Origin of the sequence: Streptomyces sp. ADI95-17 (assembly GCF_003846175.1) — a bacterium.
Lineage (GTDB): Bacteria > Actinomycetota > Actinomycetes > Streptomycetales > Streptomycetaceae > Streptomyces > Streptomyces sanglieri.
On record NZ_ML123049.1, the window covers coordinates 556,855 to 575,699 of the forward strand.

Here is an 18,845-nt window from a genome sequence, read left to right on the forward strand (position 1 = left end):
GGGAGGGGTCCGGTGCTGTGGACAAGGCTTCTCCTGGCGACTCGTACGCAGGCGCTTCAATTCATCCGAGCTATTCCCTCAGGGAAGGTAGGCGCGGGCCATTGCTGCGTCAATGGAGCAGGAGAGATCCGATGTGTTTCTGAGTATCTGGACACCGTCCAGCGGGATGTCGCCAGGGCGGGAGGTGATCAGCCCCAGATCACCGCGCCGAGCCAGGCTCCCGCCACCAGCAGACACGCGAAGAGCTCGACGAGTACCGAATAGCCGGTCGCCCGCATCACCGAGCGCACCGATGTCCACCCCGCCCCGTGGCTGCCGAGCCGCAGCCGCTCCGCCCCGTAGATGGTCCCCACGTATCCGGCGACCGCACCGATCACCGGCACCACGAAGAAGCCCACGATCGCGCCGATTCCGCCGAGCATCAGGGTCTTGCGCGGCGCCCCCGTCTCGCGCGGGCGGCGCGGCGGCAGCAGCGGCTTCAGCGCCTGGTTCAACACCAGCAGCGCGGTGGCTCCGATGAGTACGCCCCAGGCGACCGGCGTCATGTCGGTCAGCGCCCACCACAGCACGGCGGCCCAGACGATCGCCTGCCCGGGCGCCCCCGGCACCAGCACGCCCAGCAGGCCGAGGAGCATGACGAGGCCGACGGCGACGAGTTGCCACACACTCATCTCACCAGCCTGCCGGAGTCCGGCCGGTCCCGCCCGTCAGCGCACCCGGGGGCAGCGGCCGTCGGCGCAGCTCAGGGCTGTGTCGGAGCGGTAGCGCTGCGCAGCCGGCCGCTGTGCCGGACCGTTCAGAACCGTGGGGTGCGGGCGACCCAGCCCCGCTCGTAGGCGTGCCAGCCCAGCTGCAGCCGGGTCGACACGCCGGTCAGCTCCATCAGGCCCTTCACCCGTCGCTGTACGGTCCGCAGCCCCAGCTCCAGCTGTTTCGCCACGCTCGCGTCCGTCAGTCCGGCCAGCAGCAGCGACAGGATCTCCAGATCCGTCGGATCGGGCCCCGTCGCCGCGTCCTGGGGCTGATTGCTCTCGCCCAGTCTGAGCGGCATCGCCTCGCGCCACACCGCCTCGAAGAGCCCCATCAGCGACTCCAGCAGCCCGGAGGCATGGACCACCAGCGCGGCGGGCTCGGCGCCGCGTCCGGTCAGCGGCACCATCGCCAGCGAGCCGTCGGCGACGACCAGCTTGGTCGGCACCCGGTCGATCACCCGGCACTGCTCGTCCCGGCTCAGCGCCGCCGACAGCTCCATGATCCCGGACGGCAGCGAGAGCAGCTCGCGCTCGACCACCACCCGGTAGGACACCCCGCGCGTCGCGGCCCGCTCCTCCGCCTCGTTCTCCATCCCGCTGACCGCGATCGGCTTCCCGGTGACCAGGGCGCACACCTCGCTCGCCGCACCGAGCTGCAACTGGTGGAAGCGGTGCGAGACCGCGCTCGCCCCGGTCACCACCTCGACCAGATCGTGCACGGCCGGCTCGGCAGCCTCCGCCCGGTACTCCTCGGCGAGCAACGCCGCCGCCAGCTCCGCCTGCTCCAGCTCATGGCGCTGCTGGGTCAGCAGCGCCCCGAGCGCCACACCCGGCGGAGCCGCCACCCAACGCCCCGTGCGCGCCGACGCCTGCGCGGCCAGACCGTGCTGCTCCAGTCTGCGCAGGGCCCGCTCGGTGTCCGGCTCCGGAAGCGCCAGCCGGTGCGCGAGGTCGGCGACCTCCGCGGCCCCCACCGCCACGAGCGCTCGGTACGCCGACTCCTGTATCTCGTCGAGCCCTATGGCTCCCAGCATCCCCGGACCCCTCCCGGACGGATCGATTCCGCACGATGTCGCTGTCGCCGGGCGTCCGTCCATGGCGGAAAGCGGCCACGGCGTAAACCCGCCGTGTACATCATCCCTTTATCGCTCGTCGCTCTGCCAATGTGGCGCCACCGAAGTACCAACAACCTCCGGAAGACTGCGGTTTGCGCGGATTGGTTCCGGATTCATTTGGGGAGAGCGATGCGTCCGATATCGCGCACGGCACTGGGGGCGGCCACCGCCGCCGTCCTGGCCGTCACCGCGATCGCACCGTCCGCGGCACAGCCGCAGGACGAGGCGACGGGGAAGAGACCACTGACCGGCAGCGCCGCCGCCGACGCCAAGCAGGCCGAGCCCGTCACCGTGACGCTGGTGACCGGCGACAAGGTCCTGGTGAGCACGGACAGTTCGGGGGCCGCGTCGGTCACCGCACTGCCCCGCGAGGACGGGACCGTACCGCTCCTCCAGACCAGGCAGTCGGGCAAGAACCTCTACGCCTACCCCGACACCGCCGTCGCCGCGCTGGCCGCGGGCAAGGTCGACGAGGAACTCTTCAACGTCACCGGCCTCATCCGGCAGGGCTACGACGACGGGCACACCAAGTCGCTGCCGCTGATCGCGGTCTACGGCAAGGACCGGGCCCGCTCCACGTTCGCCACCCCGCGCGGCGCGAAGCGCGGACTCGCGCTCGACGCCATCGACGGTGTCGCGCTCAAGGCGGACAAGGAGAAGGCCGCCGACTTCTGGGCGGACGTCACCCGCGGCGCCCGCTCCTTCTCGGCCTCCGGCATGAAGAAGCTCTGGCTCGACCGCAAGGTTCAGGCCACCCTCGACAAGTCGACCAAGCAGGTCGGTGCCGACCTCGCCTGGGCCGCCGGATACGACGGCAAGGGCACCAAGGTCGCCGTCCTGGACACCGGTGTCGACGCCGAACACCCCGACCTCAAGGGCCGGGTCGCCGCCTCGGAGAACTTCACCGACTCCGACTCCACCGACGACCGGCAGGGTCACGGCACCCACACCATCTCCACCGTCGGCGGCACCGGCGCGGCCAGCGGAGGCAAGAAGAAGGGCGTCGCCCCCGGCGCCGACCTGCTCGCGGGCAAGGTCCTCAACGACAGCGGCTCCGGCGCCGAGTCCTGGATCATCGCCGGCATGCAGTGGGCTGTCGACCAGAAGGCCGACGTCGTCTCCATGAGCCTCGGCAGCCCGGAACCGACCGACTGCACCGACCCGATGAGCGTCGCCGCCGAGGAACTCGCGCAGAACAAGGGCACCTTGTTCGTGATCGCGGCCGGCAACGCGGGCCCGACGCTGAACACCGTCTCCTCGCCCGGCTGCGCCCCGAGCGTGCTGACCGTCGGCGCCGTCGACCGCGACGACACCACGGCCCGGTTCTCCAGCCGCGGCCCCGTGATCGGATCGCACACCCTCAAGCCCGAGATCACCGCCCCCGGTGTCAACATCTCGGCCGCCGCGGCAGGTGGCCGCGGCCTCTACGCGTACCAGTCGATGTCCGGTACGTCGATGGCCACCCCGCATGTCGCGGGCGCCGCGGCCATCGTGAAGCAGCGTCACCCGGACTGGACCGCCCAGCAGATCAAGGCGGCCCTCGTTTCGTCCGCGAAGAGCGACATCCCCGGTGACGTACGCGAGACCGGCGGCGGCCGCCTCGACGTCAAGGCCGCCATCGACACCACCGTCGTCGGCGCCCCCGCCGTCCAGGGCGGCACCTTCAACTGGCCGCAGGACCGGTCCGACCGCACCACGGTCGACGTCCCGTACACCAACTCCGGCACCAAGCCGGTGAAGCTGTCGCTGAAGGTCCAGGGCGTCACCGGCAACGACGGCTCGGCCGTCCGCTCCTCGGTGGCGAAGCTCGACGCGAGCACCGTCACGGTCCCGGCCGGAGCCACCGTCAAGGTCCCGCTGCAGATCGACCCGACGGCGAAGCTGAAGGCCGCCCAGTACGGTGACGTCACCGGACGCGTGCTGGCCACCGGCCCCGGCGGCGCCAAGGTCTCCACCCCGTTCTCGCTGTACGTCGGGGCCGAGACCGTCACCCTGCGGGTCAAGCTCGTCGACCGTGCCGGCAAGCCCGCCGCCGGCTCCTCCTCGCTGGACCTCATCGGCACCGACGACGCCAGCGGCGAGCGCCGTTTCAACGAGGGTGCCACCGACCAGGTCTACCAGGTGCGCCCCGGGGCGTACTTCGTGTCCAGCTTCGTCACCACGTCCGACCCGAAGGACGTCACAGGCGGTCTGGAGGAGTCCGTCGCCTACCTCGCGCGGCCGCAGCTGAACGTCACCAAGGACACCACCGTGGTCCTGGACGCCCGCAAGGCCCACCGCATCCAGGTGAAGACCGAGGACCGCGCCTCCGAGAACCGTTCCACGACGCTCGCGTTCGGCCGCAGCTGGGACGATGTCTGGCTGCACTCGGGCTCCATCACCGCCGGTTCCGACGTCGAGAACTACCTGGCCGACGTGCAGGGCCGGGCGAACGACGGCGACTTCGAGTTCGGCAGCTTCTGGCGCGCGTACGCCCCGCAGATCGAGAAGCTGTCGGTCGTCGGCGGCGCCGAACTGCACCCGCGTACGGCGAGCACCGGTTCCGTCAACCTCGACGGTACGGGCGAGGCCGCACTCGTCGACGCCGGCACGGGTACCCCCGACGAGCTGAAGGCCGCGGGCGTCGCCGGAAAGATCGCCCTGGTCGAGGTCGGTGACGACAACAGCAACGTGTACGTCCAGGCCCGCGACGCCAAGGCCGCGGGCGCGAAGGCCGTCATCGCCCACCGCCCCTCCGCGGGACCGTGGCACGCGTCCGTCGGCTACGCCCAGGCGCCGGTGCCCGCGCTCGGCATCGAGGCCGACGAAGCCGCAGCGCTGAAGGCCGCCCTGGCCGACGGCCCGGTCAAGCTGCGCTGGAAGGCCACCGCCGTCAGCCCGTTCGTCTACAACCTGGCGTTCCCCGAGACCGGCCCGGTCACCTCGGACCGCACCTACAAGGTCCGCGACACCAAGCTCGGCAAGGTCACCGCCAACTACGAGGCGATGGGCGTCGCTGCCGACTACGTCGACACGATGATCATCAACCGGCCGTACGGCGGTGCCTTCTCCGCGGTCAGCGACGTGGTCGCCGCCCCCAGCAAGCGCACCGAGTACTACTCGGCGGGCGACACCGCCTGGGTGCGGTACCTCTCCTCCAGCTTCCCCTGGGGCGAGCTGATGGTCGACCAGCCGCGCACCTACAAGGCGGGCTCGAAGCGCACGGAGAACTGGTACCGGGGCATCCCGGCCCCCGCCGCCCCGCGCGACGCCGCCGGCAAGCTCCAGCTCGCCGCCGAGCGTCAGGACAACCTGATCGGCGTCGCCCCGGGCTTCTGGAGCGACAGCGAGCACGCCGGTCTCCAGGGCTCCTTCGGTGACATGGGCAACATGCGCCTGAGCAGCGGTGGCAAGGTGATCGACGAGACCGGCTGGCCGTCCGGGGTGTTCACCGTCCCGGCGGAGGACGCCGCGTACGAGCTCACCATGATGACCACGAGGACCGGACAGCCCGCCGCCGTCTGGAAGCGGTCCACCCGCACCGAGACCACCTGGAAGTTCCGTTCGAAGCGGGACGAGAACGTCTACTCCCAGGGGATCCCGCTGCTCTTCCCGGGCTACGACCTGGACACGGACGGGCTCAAGACCCTCGCGGCGAAGGACGGTCAGAAGATCGGCCTGAGCGTCAGCGGCCACGCCGGCTACACGCCCGGCAAGCTGGTCGCCGCCAAGGTCTCGTACTCGTACGACGGCGGGGAGACCTGGAACGACGCCACCACCGCACAGCAGGGCGGCCGTTGGACCGCGACCGTGAACCACGCGGGCGCGGCCGGCAAGCCGGTCACCCTGAAGACCGAACTGACGGACGCCAACGGCAACTCCGTCATCCAGACCGTGAACGACGCGTACGCCGTGCGTTGATCACGAACTGACCGGTCCGCCGGGCGTCCTTCCCGTGGGGGGTGGGGCCGCCCGGCGGACCCATGTTCGCGGCCACTATTTCCGGATGACCCGTTTTCGTACGGCCCTCGCGGTCGACAATAAGGACATGAGTCAGCAGGGGGAGAAACCCGCCGCCAACGAGGACGACTGGTGGCGCAGGCTGTACGACGAGAACGCCCGGGACACCGGGACGAGCGACGCGGCCGACAGTCTCGACGACCGCTTCGACTCGGCATCGGACGCGGTGAGTCCGGGCGCGGTGAGTCCGGTCGGGGGCGGGGTCGAGGGCGGAGGTGGGGCCGGGGGCGGGGCTTCAGGAGAGGGGTTTGATGGTGGGCCCGATGGAGGGTACGTCGGTGGGTACGTCGGTGGAGCCGATGGTGGGTTCGGCAGCGGGTCCGTTGGTGGAGCCGGCGGGGGTGCGGGGACGCCTTCCGAGGTGATGCCCGAGGTGGATCCGGTGGTGGTGTCCCGGCCGGTGCGGGAGGAGACCTTGCGGGAGCGCGCTCCGTGGGAGCCGCCTGCCGCGACCGTGGGCGGGCCGGGGGTGGCCACGGCCGGCCCGACGCGGCCGCGTACCTTCGCCGCCCCGCCGATTCCCGTGGAACCGCCGCTGCCTTCGCTTCCGCCTTCGCTTCCGCGTCAGCCTGTGCCTGAGACCGAGCCTGTGCAGGCCGTGGAGCGGCCGCCGGCCGCGCCGCCTCCGCCTTCGGTGCCGCCTCTGCCCAAGCGGCCGGTGGCCCAGAAGCCCTCCGCCCCACCGCCACCCGCTGCCGCGCCCATCACACCCGACGCATCTGTCATATCCATCGCATCTGTCACACCCGCGCAGGAGGCGGAGCGCGAATCCGGCCCCGCTGTCCGTCCCGTGATCGGCCATGTGGGTGACCGGCCGCCCACCTACGACCCCGAGCCCACCGCGCTGCCCGCAGCCGTCCCGCAGGAGCTGGACGGCCTGGTCGCCGACACCGTGCTCGACGGTGCCCGCTACGGCACGTACACCCTGCGCGCCGCCTCCGTGCGCGGGGACTCCGCGCGGTTCCGCGGCGAACCCCGCCGCGACGCGCTGCTCACGGCGCGCTTCGGCACCGACGAACGCGCCCTGGTCCTGGTCGCCGTCGCCACCGGGGCCCGCGCCGCCGACTCGGCACACCTGGCGGCGGCCGACGCCTGCCGCTGGATCGGCGCAGCGGTCGGCCGCAGCCACGCCCGGCTCTCCGAGGACATAAGGGCGGGCCGCCGCGGGGACCTCAAGTCCGGGCTGAACCGCCTCACCGACCGCACGTACGGCAAGCTGCGTGCCCGTGCCGCCGAGCTGGGGGTGGAGCCGCAGCAGTACACGGCGGGGCTGCGCTGCCTCCTGCTGCCGGCGGATCCGGACTGCCGTACACGGGTCTTCTTCGGCGTCGGGGCCGGTGGCCTCTTCCGGCTGCGCGACGGAGTCTGGCACGACCTCGAACCGGAGATCCCGGCAGTCGGGGACGCCGGGAAAGCCGAGTCCTCACCCGAACCGCCCGAACCGGCCGATCCTGCCGACCCGCCCGCAGAACCGTTCCGCTTCCGGGGCTCCGTGGCCCGGACGGGAGACGCCCTGCTGCTGTGCGGTCCCGGGCTGGCCGAACCGATGCGCGGCGAGCCCGCCCTGGCCGAGGAGCTCGCCGCACGCTGGACGACCGAGGAGGCGCCTGGGCTCGTGGCCTTCCTCGCGGACATCCAGCTCCGGGTGAAGGGGTACTCCGACGACCGTACGGGTGTGGGCGTCTGGGAGGCGTAACCGCGTGCGCCATGGGTTGATGGATGCGGAGTCCGGAAGCCGAAGCGCGGAAAGGGTACGCACCCATGGCCAAGCAGAATGTGTCGGAGCAGTTCGTCGACATCCTCGTCCGGGCGGGCGTCAGGCGTATGTACGGTGTCGTGGGCGACAGCCTCAACCCGGTCGTCGACGCCATCCGCCGCAACCGGGCCATCGACTGGATCCAGGTCAGGCACGAGGAGACCGCCGCTTTCGCCGCCGGCGCGGAGGCCCAGGTCACGGGCTCGCTGGCGGCCTGCGCGGGATCCTGCGGCCCCGGCAATCTGCACCTCATCAACGGCCTCTACGACGCGCACCGCTCCATGGCCCCGGTGCTCGCCCTCGCCTCGCACATCCCGTCGAGCGAGATCGGACTCGGCTACTTCCAGGAGACCCACCCGGAACTGCTCTTCCAGGAGTGCAGCCACTACAACGAGATGATCTCCAACCCGCAGCAGATGCCCCGGCTGCTCCAGACCGCCATCCAGCACGCGATCGGGCGGGGCGGGGTCAGCGTCGTCACGATGCCGGGTGACATTGCATCGCAGCCGGCCCCGGAGAAGTCCATCGAGCACGCGCTGGTCACCTCACGGCCGACGGTCCGGCCCGGCGACGAGGAGATCGACAAGCTCCGCCGGATGGTCGACGAGGCGAAGCGTGTGACATTGTTCTGCGGCAGTGGCACGGCGGGTGCCCACGCCGAGGTGATGGAGTTCGCCGAACGGGTGAAGTCCCCGGTCGGGCACGCGCTGCGCGGCAAGGAGTGGATCCAGTACGACAACCCGTACGACGTCGGCATGAGCGGTCTGCTCGGCTACGGCGCCGCCTACGAGGCGACCAACGAGTGCGACCTCCTGATCCTGCTCGGCACCGACTTCCCGTACAACGCCTTCCTCCCGACCGATGTGAAGATCGTCCAGGTCGATGTGCGCCCCGAGCACCTGGGCCGCCGCTCCAAGCTGGATCTGGCGGTCTGGGGCGATGTCCGCGAGACCCTGCGCTGTCTGACGCCGCAGGTGAAGGAGAAGACCGACCGCAAGTTCCTCGACCGGATGCTGAAGAAGCACGCCGAGGCACTGGAGGGCGTGGTCAAGGCGTACACCCGCAAGGTCGAGAAGCACATCCCGATCCATCCGGAGTACGTCGCATCGGTGCTGGACGAACTGGCCGACGACGACGCCGTGTTCACCGTCGACACCGGAATGTGCAATGTGTGGGCCGCGCGATACCTCACCCCCAACGGCAAGCGCCGCGTCATCGGATCGTTCAGCCACGGCTCGATGGCCAACGCACTCCCGCAGGCCATCGGCGCCCAGTTCACCGACCGGAACCGCCAGGTGGTCTCGATGTCCGGCGACGGCGGATTCACCATGCTGATGGGCGACTTCCTGACCCTGGTGCAGTACGACCTGCCGGTGAAGGTCGTGCTGTTCAACAACTCCTCGCTCGGCATGGTCGAGCTGGAGATGCTGGTCGCGGGCCTGCCGTCGTTCGGTACGGCCAACAAGAACCCGGACTTCGCCGCGGTCGCCCGAGCGTGCGGGGCGTACGGCGTGCGGGTGGAGAAGCCCAAGCAGCTCGAAGGTGCCCTCAAGGAAGCCTTCAAGCACAAGGGCCCCGCACTCGTCGATGTCGTCACCGACCCCAACGCCCTCTCCATCCCGCCGAAGATCAGCGCCGAGATGGTGACCGGCTTCGCGCTCTCCGCCAGCAAGATCGTGCTGGACGGGGGAGTGGGCCGGATGGTCCAGATGGCCCGCTCCAACCTGCGCAACGTGCCCCGCCCCTGAGCGAGGCCCGGGACAGGGCGGGCCGGTGTCCGGCAACCGTCACGCCGGGGTCAGGCGCAGCGTCAGGATCTGGAACGGCCGAAGCGACAGTACGAGACCGTGCTCGTCGGTGTCCGCATCGTGCAACGGCCGTTCCAGCAGGTCGGTGACCTGGGCCCGCACGACGGGGAACCCGACCCGCAGTGTGGTGCCGGCGCGGCCGCCCGCCGACTCGTAGAGCCGCACGATCACATCGCCGCCGCGGTCCTCGGCGAGCTTCACCGACTCCACCGTGACCGCCGGATGCCCGGTGTCGACCAACGAAGGCAGTACCGGCGCCACCGCCGCCCGCAGTGGCAGATTGAGCGCGAGCCCCTCGCGTACCGCGTCGGTGATCCCGCCGCCCGGCGCCAGCGCGTACCTGAACCGGTGCCGGCCGAGGTCGGTCTCCGGGGCGGGGCTGTGCGGGGCGCGCAGCAGCGTCAGCCGTACGGTCGTGCCGAGGCCCGAAGGGTGGGGGGTCCGGGTCACGTCGTGTCCGTACGTCGAGTCGTTGAGCAATGTCACGCCGTACCCCGGCTCGGCGACCCGCAGCCAGCGGTGGGCGCAGATCTCGAAACGGGCGGCGTCCCAGCCGGTGTTGTCGTGCGTGGGGCGGTGGACATGGCCGAACTGGATCTCGGAGGTGGACCGTTCGGCGTGCACATCGAGCGGGAAAGCCGCCTTGAGGACCTTCTCCGACTCCCGCCAGTCGACCTCGGTACCGATGTCGATCCGACGGCTGCCGGCGCTCAGCCGGATCTCCTGTGTGACATGTGACTGCCCGAAGGACCGCCGGACGCGGACCGCGGCCCGCAACGGCCCTTCCTCCACCAGCTCGACGGAGTCGGCATCGGTGAGATCGGTCCGGGTGCGGCGGTAGTGCCGGTCGATGTCCCAGGCGTCCCAGTGGTTGGGGTGGTCCGGGTGCAGTTGGAGAAGGTTGGCCCGGTGGCCGGGGACGAGGACGTCCCGCCCCGCGCCGAGGTCGCGGACGGCGGCGATCAGCCCGTCGGCGTCGACCACCAACCGCAGCAGCCCGTTGTCGAGCACGAGACCCCCGTCCGCGGAACCGGTCGCGGAGACGGGGTGCTCCGGCGCCGCCGAGCCGTTCAGCGGACCCGTGCCGAGCCCTGGTGCGTCGGCGGGCACCACCGTACGGCCGCCGGCCAGGTGCTGCACCTGCGCGCCGGACGGCAGCACCGCGCTCGCCTCCTGGTCCAGCTCGACCACCTGGCGGCGGTGGTACGGGGACGAGTTGAGCGCCACCAGCCCCTTGGCCCCGCGCAGTGCGGCCACCGCGTCCGCCACCAGATCCGCCAGTTCCGCTCGCACCCGCTCGTAGGTCTCGCGGGCCTCGCGGTGCACCCAGGCGATCGACGAGCCGGGCAGGATGTCATGGAACTGGTGCAGCAGGACCGTCTTCCACAGCCGGTCCAACGCCTCGTACGGGTAGTGGTAGCGGTGTCCGGGGCTGCGCAGGGCTGCCGTCGTCGCCCACAACTCGGCCTCGCGGAGCAGGTGTTCGCTGCGTCGGTTGCCCTGTTTGGTCTTGGCCTGGGTGGTGTACGTGGCCCGGTGCAGTTCCAGGTACAGCTCGCCCGACCAGACCGGAGCCTGTGCCCCGTACTCCTCCTCGGCCGCCGCGAAGAACGCCGCCGGCCGCTCGATGGTGACCCTGGGGGAGCCCTCCAGGTTCCGGAGCCGGCGCGCCTTCTCCAGCATCTCGCGGGTGGGGCCGCCCCCGCCGTCACCCCAGCCGAACGGGACGAGGGAGCGGGTGGCCGGTCCCTTCTCCGCGAAGTTCCGTTCGGCATGGGCGAGTTCGCTGCCGTGGAACTGCGCGTTGTAGGTGTCCACGGGCGGGAAATGGGTGAAGACCCTGGTCCCGTCGATGCCCTCCCACCAGAAGGTGTGATGTGGCATTTTATTGCTCTGGTTCCAGGACAGCTTCTGCGTCAGGAACCATTTCACCCCTGCGAGCCGGGCCAGCTGCGGGAAGGCCGCCGTGTAGCCGAAGGTGTCCGGCAGCCAGATCTCCTCGGTCTCCACTCCCAGCTCCTGCCGGAAGAACCGCTTGCCGTGCACGAGCTGCCGGGCCAGTGCCTCGCCACCGGGCATATTGGCATCGGACTCCACCCACATCGACCCGACGGGCGCCCACTGTCCCTCGGCCACGGCCTGCTTGATGCGCTCCCAGATGTGCGGCTGGTGCTCCTTCACCCAGGCGTACTGCTGGGCCTGCGAGGCCGCGAAGACCAGCTCCGGATAGTCCCGGGCCAGCGCGGTGACATTGGCGAAGGTGCGCGACGCCTTGCGCACCGTCTCGCGCAGCGGCCACAGCCACGCCGAGTCGATGTGCGCATGACCGGCGGCCGAGATCCGGTGCGCGCTCGCCTCGGCCGGACGGGACAGCACTTCGGCCAGCTGCTCCCGGCCGGCCCGCGCCGTTCCCGCCACGTCGTGCAGATCCAGCGCGTCCAGCATGCGTTCCAGAGCGCGCAGGATCTCGTGCCGCCGGGAGCGTTCGACGGGGAGTTCCCGCATCAGTTCGGAGAGCACCTCGATGTCCAGGACCAGATGCCAGACCTCCTCGTCCAGCACCGCCAGGTCCGCGGAGGCGAACCGGTACAGCGGCCGGTCGCCCGCCGTCCGCACGTCCCCGAGCGGTGTCGGCGCGAAGCCGTGTTCCAGTACGGCGGGGTTGGCCGCCGCCTCCAGCAGCAGCGCGACCGGCTCGCCGCCCGCCGCCGGGGCGGCCACCGTCAGATGGCGATTGCGCGGATGGATGCCCTTGAGCGGGACGCCGCTGGTGTCGTACAGCATGCCCTCGGCCTGGAACCCCGGCCCCTGGCCGGAGAAGCCGGGATCCACGACGACCTCGGCCCGGCACCCCGCCCACTCCGACGGCACGGTCCCCTCCAGCCGGAACCAGCTGGTGGACCAGGGCTTCCCCCACTCGGTGCCGGCACGGAACGGCTCGAACGGTTCCTGGAGGACCCGTGCCACCGGAACGGGCTCACCGGGGATGTGCCGGACGGAGAGCGCGAGCGGCGTGCGGGCCGAGTACTGGGCGGGGCGGATGAACTGGTGAAGGGCTCGTTCGAGGCGGTCCTCCACCAGGGTGCGGTCGTCGTGCATCACGGCTCCAAACGGTCGGCGCCTGCGGGGTTCATGGCTCCACTTCCCCGGCGGCCGATCCGGCACCCCTGCGAGCGGTGCGGGGGAGTGATGGTTGATCAACTGGCCCTGTGCGCACCCTTGGCGACCCTTGAGCAATGTGACATATTACTGTCGTGCTCACGAGACGCCCCCTGGATGTCGTCATCGTCGGGGCCGGAATGGTCGGCGCCGCCTGCGCCTACTACACCTCCCGGTCCGGACTCTCCGTAGCCGTCGTCGACCGAGGGCCGGTGGCCGGCGGTACCACCGGAACCGGCGAGGGCAACCTCCTGGTCTCCGACAAAGTGCCCGGACCGGAGCTCGAACTCGCCCTGCTCTCCGCCTCCTTGTGGCGGCAACTGTCCGAGGAACTACCCAAGGGCATCGAGTACGAACTCAAGGGTGGTGTGGTCGTCGCGGCGTCCGAGAACTCCCTGGCCGCCCTGACCGCCACCGCCGATGCCCAGCGGGCGGCGGGTGTCGAGGCGTACCACGTCACATCCGACCGGCTCCGCGACATCGAGCCCCACCTCGCACCGGACCTGTCCGGTGGCTGCCACTACCCGCAGGACGCCCAGGTCCAACCGGCCCTGGCGGCAGCCGAGTTGCTGAGCGCCGCTACGAGGGCGGGTGCGCTGGTGCGCCCGGGGGAGGAGGTGGCCGGGATCCTCCGGGACGGGAAGGGCGCCGTACGCGGGGTACGCACGGCGCGGGGCGAACTGCACGCCCCCGTCGTGGTCAACGCGGCGGGTACCTGGGGCGGCGACCTGGCCGCGCTGGCCGGGGTGAACCTGCCGGTCCTGCCACGCCGAGGGTTCGTCCTGGTCACCGAACCGCTGCCCCGGCTGATCCGGCACAAGGTCTATGCCGCGGAGTACGTGGCCGACGTGTCGAGCGGGTCCGCGGCGCTCCAGACCTCGCCCGTCGTGGAGGGAACGCCCGCGGGGCCGGTGCTCATCGGGGCCAGCCGCGAACGGGTCGGCTTCGACCGGACCTTGTCCGTCGCGGTGATCTCCCGCCTGGCGGCGGGCGCCGCCGCGCTCTTTCCCGCGCTCGCCGACGTACGGGTGATGCGCGCCTACCACGGATTCCGCCCCTACCTGCCCGATCACCTCCCGGCGATCGGACCGGACCCACGGGTGCCGGGGCTCTTCCACGCCTGCGGCCACGAGGGTGCCGGGATCGGGCTGGCGCCCGCGACCGGACTGCTCATCGCCGACGCGATCCGGGGAGAGCGGCCCGCGCTCGATCTCGGACCCTTCGCCCCGGACCGGTTCGATGCCACATGCCATGTCACATGACGGTGGAGAGCGGGGCGCCCGCGCCCCAGGAGAGGAACCAGTGAGACGCACCCGCGCACGTACCCCCGCCGAACTCGTCGGGGCCGCGCCCGAGACGGAGTTCCAGCTCACCTTCGACGGCCGCCCGGTCCGCGCACTGCCGGGCCAGACCATCGCCGCCGCACTCTGGTCGGCGGGCATCCTGACCTGGCGCACCACCCGGGTGCACGGCCGGCCGCGAGGGGCCTTCTGCGGGATCGGCGCCTGCTACGACTGCCTGGCCACCGTCAACGGCCGGCCCAACCAGCGAGCCTGCCTGCTGCCCGCGGCGCCGGGCGACACGGTGATGACGCAGGAGGGTGACGGCCATGCCGAACTCGAACGATGAGCCGGGGACGCGGGAGACCGGCCGCGTCGAACTCGCCGTGGTGGGCGCCGGACCGGCGGGCCTGGCCGCGGCCGTCACCGCTGCCGACCACGGACTCGACGTGGTCCTGCTGGACGCGGCCGCCGCACCCGGCGGGCAGTACTACCGCAGCCCGGCCGAGGGACTCGGTGCCACCCGGCCCGGGGCCCTGCACCACGACTGGCCCACCTTCACCGAACTCTCCGCCCGGCTGGCCGCACACCGCGACACCGGCACGATCCGCCACCTCACCGGCCACCAGGTGTGGACGGTCGAACGAACCGGTGACGGCGACTGGATCCTGCACGCGGTCACCGGGGCCGACGAGGAGGTCCGCACCGCTGTCCGGGCCCGCCGGATGCTCCTCGCGACCGGCGCCCACGAACGCCAACTGCCCTTTCCCGGCTGGACACTTCCCGGAGTGGTGGGCGCGGCGGGGGCCCAGGCCATGCTGAAGTCGGGGCTGGTGCTGCTGGGAAGCCGGATCGTGGTCGCGGGGAGCGGACCGCTCCTCCAGGCGGTCGCCCTCTCGCTGACCCGCGCGGGGGCGCGGGTCCCGGCGCTGGTCGAGGCCGCCGGCTACGGGGCGTACGCCCGTGCTCCCCGGGTGCTGGCGGCCAACCCGGGCAAGGCGGCGGAAGGGGCCCGGTTCGCGGCGGAGCTGGCCGGTGCCCGGGTGCGGGTGCTGAGCCATCGGGCGGTCACCGAGGTGCACGGGGACGAGCGGGTGGAGGCGGTGACCGTCAGCAGGGTGGACCGCCGGTGGCGGCCCGTCCCCGGGACCGGCCGCCGGATCGCCTGCGACGCGCTCGCCGTGGGACACGGGCTGATGCCGCAGCTCGACCTCGCCGTGGCAGCCGGCTGCGGAACACGGCCCGGCCCCGACGGCACGCACGCGGTCACCCTCGACGAACAGCTCAGGACCACCGTCCCCGGGGTGTGGGCGGCCGGCGAGTCCGGCGGCATCGGAGGCGTCGAACTCGCCCTCTGTGAAGGCGAGTTGGCGGCACTTTCCGTCGTCCGTGAGATACGGGGCGGAGTGCGGGGGCGGGAAGCGCGCAGGGCCGTCGCGCTGCGCCGCTCCCGCCGTCGTCTGCGGGCCTTCGCCGACCTGATGGGGGCCGTGCACCGGCCGGGGCCCGGCTGGCGCGAGTGGCTGACCGACGGGACGGAGGTATGCCGCTGCGAAGAGGTCGGCGCGGGCCGGATCCGTACCGCGTGCGAGGAGCTGGGAGCCGGTGACACCAGGACCGTCAAACTGCTCACCCGGGCCGGAATGGGGTGGTGCCAGGGCCGGACGTGCGGATTCGCCGTCCGGGAACTCGCCGCCGCGCACGGCGGCGGACAGGAGCCGGGCGGACCCGACCGGCGCCCGCTGGCCTGCCCCGTGAAACTCTCCACCCTCGCCGACCTGTCCGGCCCCGGGTAGGCCGCGTCCGGTCCGCTCCCAGGGGCGCTCTGTGCGCCGACCGTTGTGCCTTGCCCCGCGTTCTTCCTTCCAGCTTCTGCGTTCCCTTCCGCTTCTGCGTTCTCGCGTTCTCGCGGTTTCGCATTTCTCGCGGTTTCGCGGTTCCGCGTTTCCGCCACACCGTGACATGTCACACCTCTCAAGGAGCCACGATGCAGACGAACACCGACTCGCGCACCCGCCCCTGGCACGGGGTCATGGTCGCCACCCCGATCACCCTGCGCGACGACTGCACCATCGACTACGACGCCTACGCCGACCATGTGCGGCAGCTCATCGAGGCGGGCTGCGACGGAGTGGTGCCCAACGGCTCGTTGGGGGAGTACCAGACCCTGACCGACAGCGAACGCGAGCAGGTGGTCCGGGTCGCCGTCGAGGCCGCGGGCGACGGCAACCGCGTCATGCCGGGCGTCGCCGCCTACGGCAGCGCGGAGTCGAGGCGCTGGGCGGAACAGGCCGCGGCGGCGGGCGCCGGCTCCGTGCTGCTCCTGCCGCCCAACGGGTACCGCTGCGAGGAGGCGGCGGTGCGCGCCCACTACGCCGATGTGGCCGAGGCCGGGGTGCCGGTCGTCGCGTACAACAACCCGTACGACACCAAGGTGGACCTGACGCCGGATCTGCTCGCCCGCCTCCACCAGGACGGCAGCATCGTGGCCGTCAAGGAGTTCAGCGGTGACGTCCGCCGGGCCTACGAGATCGCCGAACAGGCACCCGGGCTCGACGTGCTGGTGGGCGCCGACGACGTACTTCTGGAACTGGCACTCGCCGGGGCCGTCGGCTGGATCGCGGGCTGCCCGAACATGCTGCCGTCCTGCTGTGTCGAGTTGTACCAGGCCGCTGTCACCGGTGACATGGCAACCGCCCTGCCGCTGTACCGGGAACTGCACCCGCTGCTTCGATGGGACTCGAAGCCGGAGTTCGTCCAGGCCATCAAGGCGTCCATGGACGTCGTCGGGCGCCACGGGGGCCGTACCCGGCCGCCGCGGTTCCCCCTCCCCGCCGACGACCTGGCCGCCGTACGTGCCGCGACGGAGAAGGCACTCGCCGGGGGCCTTCACTGAGACCGGCTCGCGGTCGCAGCGGGCGGGGCCGTCGTACGCCGGACGGAGTGCGCGGCCCGGCCCGTTTCGTCAAGACCCGTTCCGCACGTTTCCAGTGTTCTTCGTGTCCGACCTGACGAACCAGGGGGAGCCTTGCAGACACGTCACATTTTCCATGCCGTCGACTCACACACCGAGGGCATGCCCACCCGAGTCATCACCGGAGGCATCGGCACCATCCCCGGTGCGACGATGGCCGAGCGGCGCATCCACTTCCAGCAGCACCGGGACGCCGTGCGCACCCTGCTCATGTACGAACCGCGCGGCCACGCCTCCATGAGCGGCGCGATCCTCCAGCCGCCCACCCGGCCGGACGCGGACTACGGCGTGCTGTTCATAGAGGTCTCCGGCTATCTGCCGATGTGCGGGCACGGCACCATCGGGGTGGCGACCGTTCTGGTGGAGACCGGCATGGTGGAGGTCACCGAACCCGTCACCACCGTGCGGCTGGACACCCCGGCCGGGCTGGTCAGCGTCGACGTGCAGGTGAAGGACGGCGCGGCCACCGGGGTGACCCTGACCAACGTTCCGGCGTTCAGTGTCGCGCTCGACCGGACGGTGGACGTACCCGGCTACGGGACGCTGCGCTACGACCTCGCCTACGGCGGCAACTTCTACGCGATGGTGCAGCTGTCCGACCTGGGGCTGCCCTTCGACCGGGCGCGCAAGGACGACATCCTGGCCGCCGGGCTCGCCCTGATGGACGCGGTCAACGCCACCGAGCGGCCGGCCCACCCCGAGGACCCGGACATCCACGGCCTCAAGCACGTGCAGTTCGTCGCGCCCGGGTCCGACGCCCGCCACTCCCGACACGCGATGGCCATCCATCCCGGCTGGTTCGACCGCTCACCCTGCGGGACCGGCACCTCGGCACGCATGGCGCAACTGCACGCACGCGGTGAACTCCCCCTGGACACCGACTTCGTGAACGAGTCGTTCATCGGCACCTCGTTCACCGGACGTCTGGTCCGGGAGACCACCGTGGGCGGGCTGCCGGCCGTCGTCCCCACCGTCACCGGCCGCGCCTGGATCACCGGTACCGCACAATTCTTCCTGAACCCGTCCGACCCCTTCCCCGAAGGATTCCTGCTGTGAACCTCCCCCTGCTCGGCGCCGACGACATCCAGGCCCTGGGACCCACCGGAGCCGTGGACGCACTGGAAGCGGCGCTGAGCGGGGGGCTGGATCCGGAGACGGCCCCCGCCCGGCACCATGTCACAGTGCCCGGTGGGGAGCTGCTGATCATGCCCGCCACCACACAGCAGGTGACCGGCGTGAAGATCGCCGGGGTGGCCCCGGACAACCCGTCCCGCGACCTGCCCCGGATCACCGGAAGCTATCTGCTGCTCGACGGCCCCACCCTGCTGCCGCTCGCCCTGCTGGACGGGGCCGCGCTCACCACCCTGCGCACCCCGGCCGTGTCCGCACTGGCGATCCGCCACCTCACCGGCCCCGTCGTACACCACCTGGTGCTCTTCGGTACGGGACCCCAGGCTTACGGACACCTCGACGCGGTGCTCGCGGAACGTCAGGTCGAACGGGTCACCGTGGTCGGCCGCACCGCGCACCGGGCCGAAGCGCTGGCAGCGCACGCCCGCCGCCTCGGCGTGGACGCCCGTACGGCGCAGGCGCCCGGCGACGCTGAAGTCGCCACGGCCGATCTGGTGCTCTGCTGCACCACCTCCGCCACTCCGCTGTTCGACGGTGCCCTGGTGCCGGACGGGGCGACGGTCGTCGCGGTCGGCTCGCACACCCCCGATGCCCGGGAGGTCGACACCGCTCTGGTGGCCCGCTCCGCCGTCATCGTCGAATCGCGGTCGGCCGCGTTGTCGGAGGCGGGTGACCTGCTGATCCCGATGGCCGAGGGAGCCTTCCGGGCCGAGGACATCCACGCCAACCTGGCCGAACTGGTGACGGGACGCGCTCCCGGCGGAGCGCCGGCCGGCTTCGAGGGGCCACGGTTCTTCAAGAGCGTCGGAATGGGCTGGGAGGACCTCGCCGTCGCCGCCGCGGTGCACCGTGATTCGGCGCCCTGAGCGAG

The 18,845-nt window shown here is 71.5% G+C and carries 12 protein-coding genes; 9 read left to right on the top strand and 3 right to left on the bottom strand.

The features are described from left to right. Window positions 1-188: 188 nt before the first annotated feature. The gene (locus EES42_RS29260; RefSeq protein WP_124721274.1) at window positions 189-671 is read right to left on the bottom strand and encodes a DUF456 domain-containing protein; all 483 of its coding nucleotides are present in this window, start codon (window positions 669-671) and stop codon (window positions 189-191) included. 125 nt (window positions 672-796) lie between these two features. Further along, complete coding sequence (locus tag EES42_RS29265; RefSeq protein ID WP_124721275.1) at window positions 797-1,786, bottom strand: helix-turn-helix transcriptional regulator; 990 nt, start codon at window positions 1,784-1,786, stop codon at window positions 797-799. 210 nt (window positions 1,787-1,996) lie between these two features. Here EES42_RS29265 and EES42_RS29270 point away from each other — a divergent pair, with 210 nt between their 5' ends. The 3 genes from EES42_RS29270 (at window position 1,997) to EES42_RS29280 (ending at window position 9,370) form a co-directional block, all read left to right on the top strand. Next, window positions 1,997-5,767, top strand: a complete 3,771-nt coding sequence (locus EES42_RS29270) for a S8 family peptidase (protein WP_124721276.1) — start codon at window positions 1,997-1,999, stop codon at window positions 5,765-5,767. 127 nt (window positions 5,768-5,894) lie between these two features. After that, complete coding sequence (locus tag EES42_RS29275) at window positions 5,895-7,562, top strand: protein phosphatase 2C domain-containing protein (protein WP_124721277.1); 1,668 nt, start codon at window positions 5,895-5,897, stop codon at window positions 7,560-7,562. 65 nt (window positions 7,563-7,627) lie between these two features. Beyond that, a complete protein-coding gene (locus EES42_RS29280; RefSeq protein ID WP_124721278.1) occupies window positions 7,628-9,370 on the top strand; it encodes a pyruvate dehydrogenase in 1,743 nt (580 codons plus the stop codon). Between the two features lie 39 nt (window positions 9,371-9,409). Here EES42_RS29280 and EES42_RS29285 read toward each other — a convergent pair whose 3' ends face one another. Continuing rightward, the gene (locus EES42_RS29285) at window positions 9,410-12,529 is read right to left on the bottom strand and encodes an alpha-mannosidase (protein WP_124721570.1); all 3,120 of its coding nucleotides are present in this window, start codon (window positions 12,527-12,529) and stop codon (window positions 9,410-9,412) included. A 155-nt stretch (window positions 12,530-12,684) separates the two neighbouring features. Here EES42_RS29285 and EES42_RS29290 point away from each other — a divergent pair, with 155 nt between their 5' ends. From EES42_RS29290 to EES42_RS29315, 6 genes are all read left to right on the top strand, one after another. After that, window positions 12,685-13,851, top strand: coding sequence for an NAD(P)/FAD-dependent oxidoreductase (locus EES42_RS29290; protein WP_124721279.1), 1,167 nt, complete (start codon window positions 12,685-12,687; stop codon window positions 13,849-13,851). A gap of 40 nt (window positions 13,852-13,891) precedes the next feature. After that, entirely contained in the window at window positions 13,892-14,218 is a 327-nt protein-coding gene (locus EES42_RS29295; RefSeq protein ID WP_241196645.1) for a (2Fe-2S)-binding protein, read from the top strand. After that, window positions 14,199-15,665, top strand: coding sequence for an FAD/NAD(P)-dependent oxidoreductase (locus EES42_RS29300; protein ID WP_124721281.1), 1,467 nt, complete (start codon window positions 14,199-14,201; stop codon window positions 15,663-15,665). The genes EES42_RS29295 and EES42_RS29300 overlap by 20 nt, the downstream gene beginning before the upstream one ends. A 191-nt stretch (window positions 15,666-15,856) precedes the next feature. Next, window positions 15,857-16,765, top strand: a complete 909-nt coding sequence (locus EES42_RS29305) for a dihydrodipicolinate synthase family protein (RefSeq protein WP_124721282.1) — start codon at window positions 15,857-15,859, stop codon at window positions 16,763-16,765. Between the two features lie 132 nt (window positions 16,766-16,897). Then, complete coding sequence (locus tag EES42_RS29310) at window positions 16,898-17,899, top strand: proline racemase family protein (protein WP_124721283.1); 1,002 nt, start codon at window positions 16,898-16,900, stop codon at window positions 17,897-17,899. Then, on the top strand, window positions 17,896-18,840 hold the full coding sequence (locus tag EES42_RS29315) for an ornithine cyclodeaminase family protein (protein ID WP_164495360.1): 945 nt from the start codon (window positions 17,896-17,898) through the stop codon (window positions 18,838-18,840). Before EES42_RS29310 ends, EES42_RS29315 begins: the two co-directional genes overlap by 4 nt. Window positions 18,841-18,845: the final 5 nt, after the last annotated feature.

Bases quoted from the DNA above. Each gene is read 5' to 3' on its own strand.
- EES42_RS29265 (WP_124721275.1), bottom strand. From the start codon at position 1,786: ATGCTGGGAGCCATAGGGCTCGACGAGATACAGGAGTCGGCGTACCGA.
- EES42_RS29280 (WP_124721278.1), top strand. From the start codon at position 7,628: ATGGCCAAGCAGAATGTGTCGGAGCAGTTCGTCGACATCCTCGTCCGG.
- EES42_RS29305 (WP_124721282.1), top strand. From the start codon at position 15,857: ATGCAGACGAACACCGACTCGCGCACCCGCCCCTGGCACGGGGTCATG.
- EES42_RS29300 (WP_124721281.1), top strand. From the start codon at position 14,199: ATGCCGAACTCGAACGATGAGCCGGGGACGCGGGAGACCGGCCGCGTC.
- EES42_RS29275 (WP_124721277.1), top strand. From the start codon at position 5,895: ATGAGTCAGCAGGGGGAGAAACCCGCCGCCAACGAGGACGACTGGTGG.
- EES42_RS29260 (WP_124721274.1), bottom strand. From the start codon at position 671: ATGAGTGTGTGGCAACTCGTCGCCGTCGGCCTCGTCATGCTCCTCGGC.
- EES42_RS29270 (WP_124721276.1), top strand. From the start codon at position 1,997: ATGCGTCCGATATCGCGCACGGCACTGGGGGCGGCCACCGCCGCCGTC.
- EES42_RS29285 (WP_124721570.1), bottom strand. From the start codon at position 12,529: ATGCACGACGACCGCACCCTGGTGGAGGACCGCCTCGAACGAGCCCTT.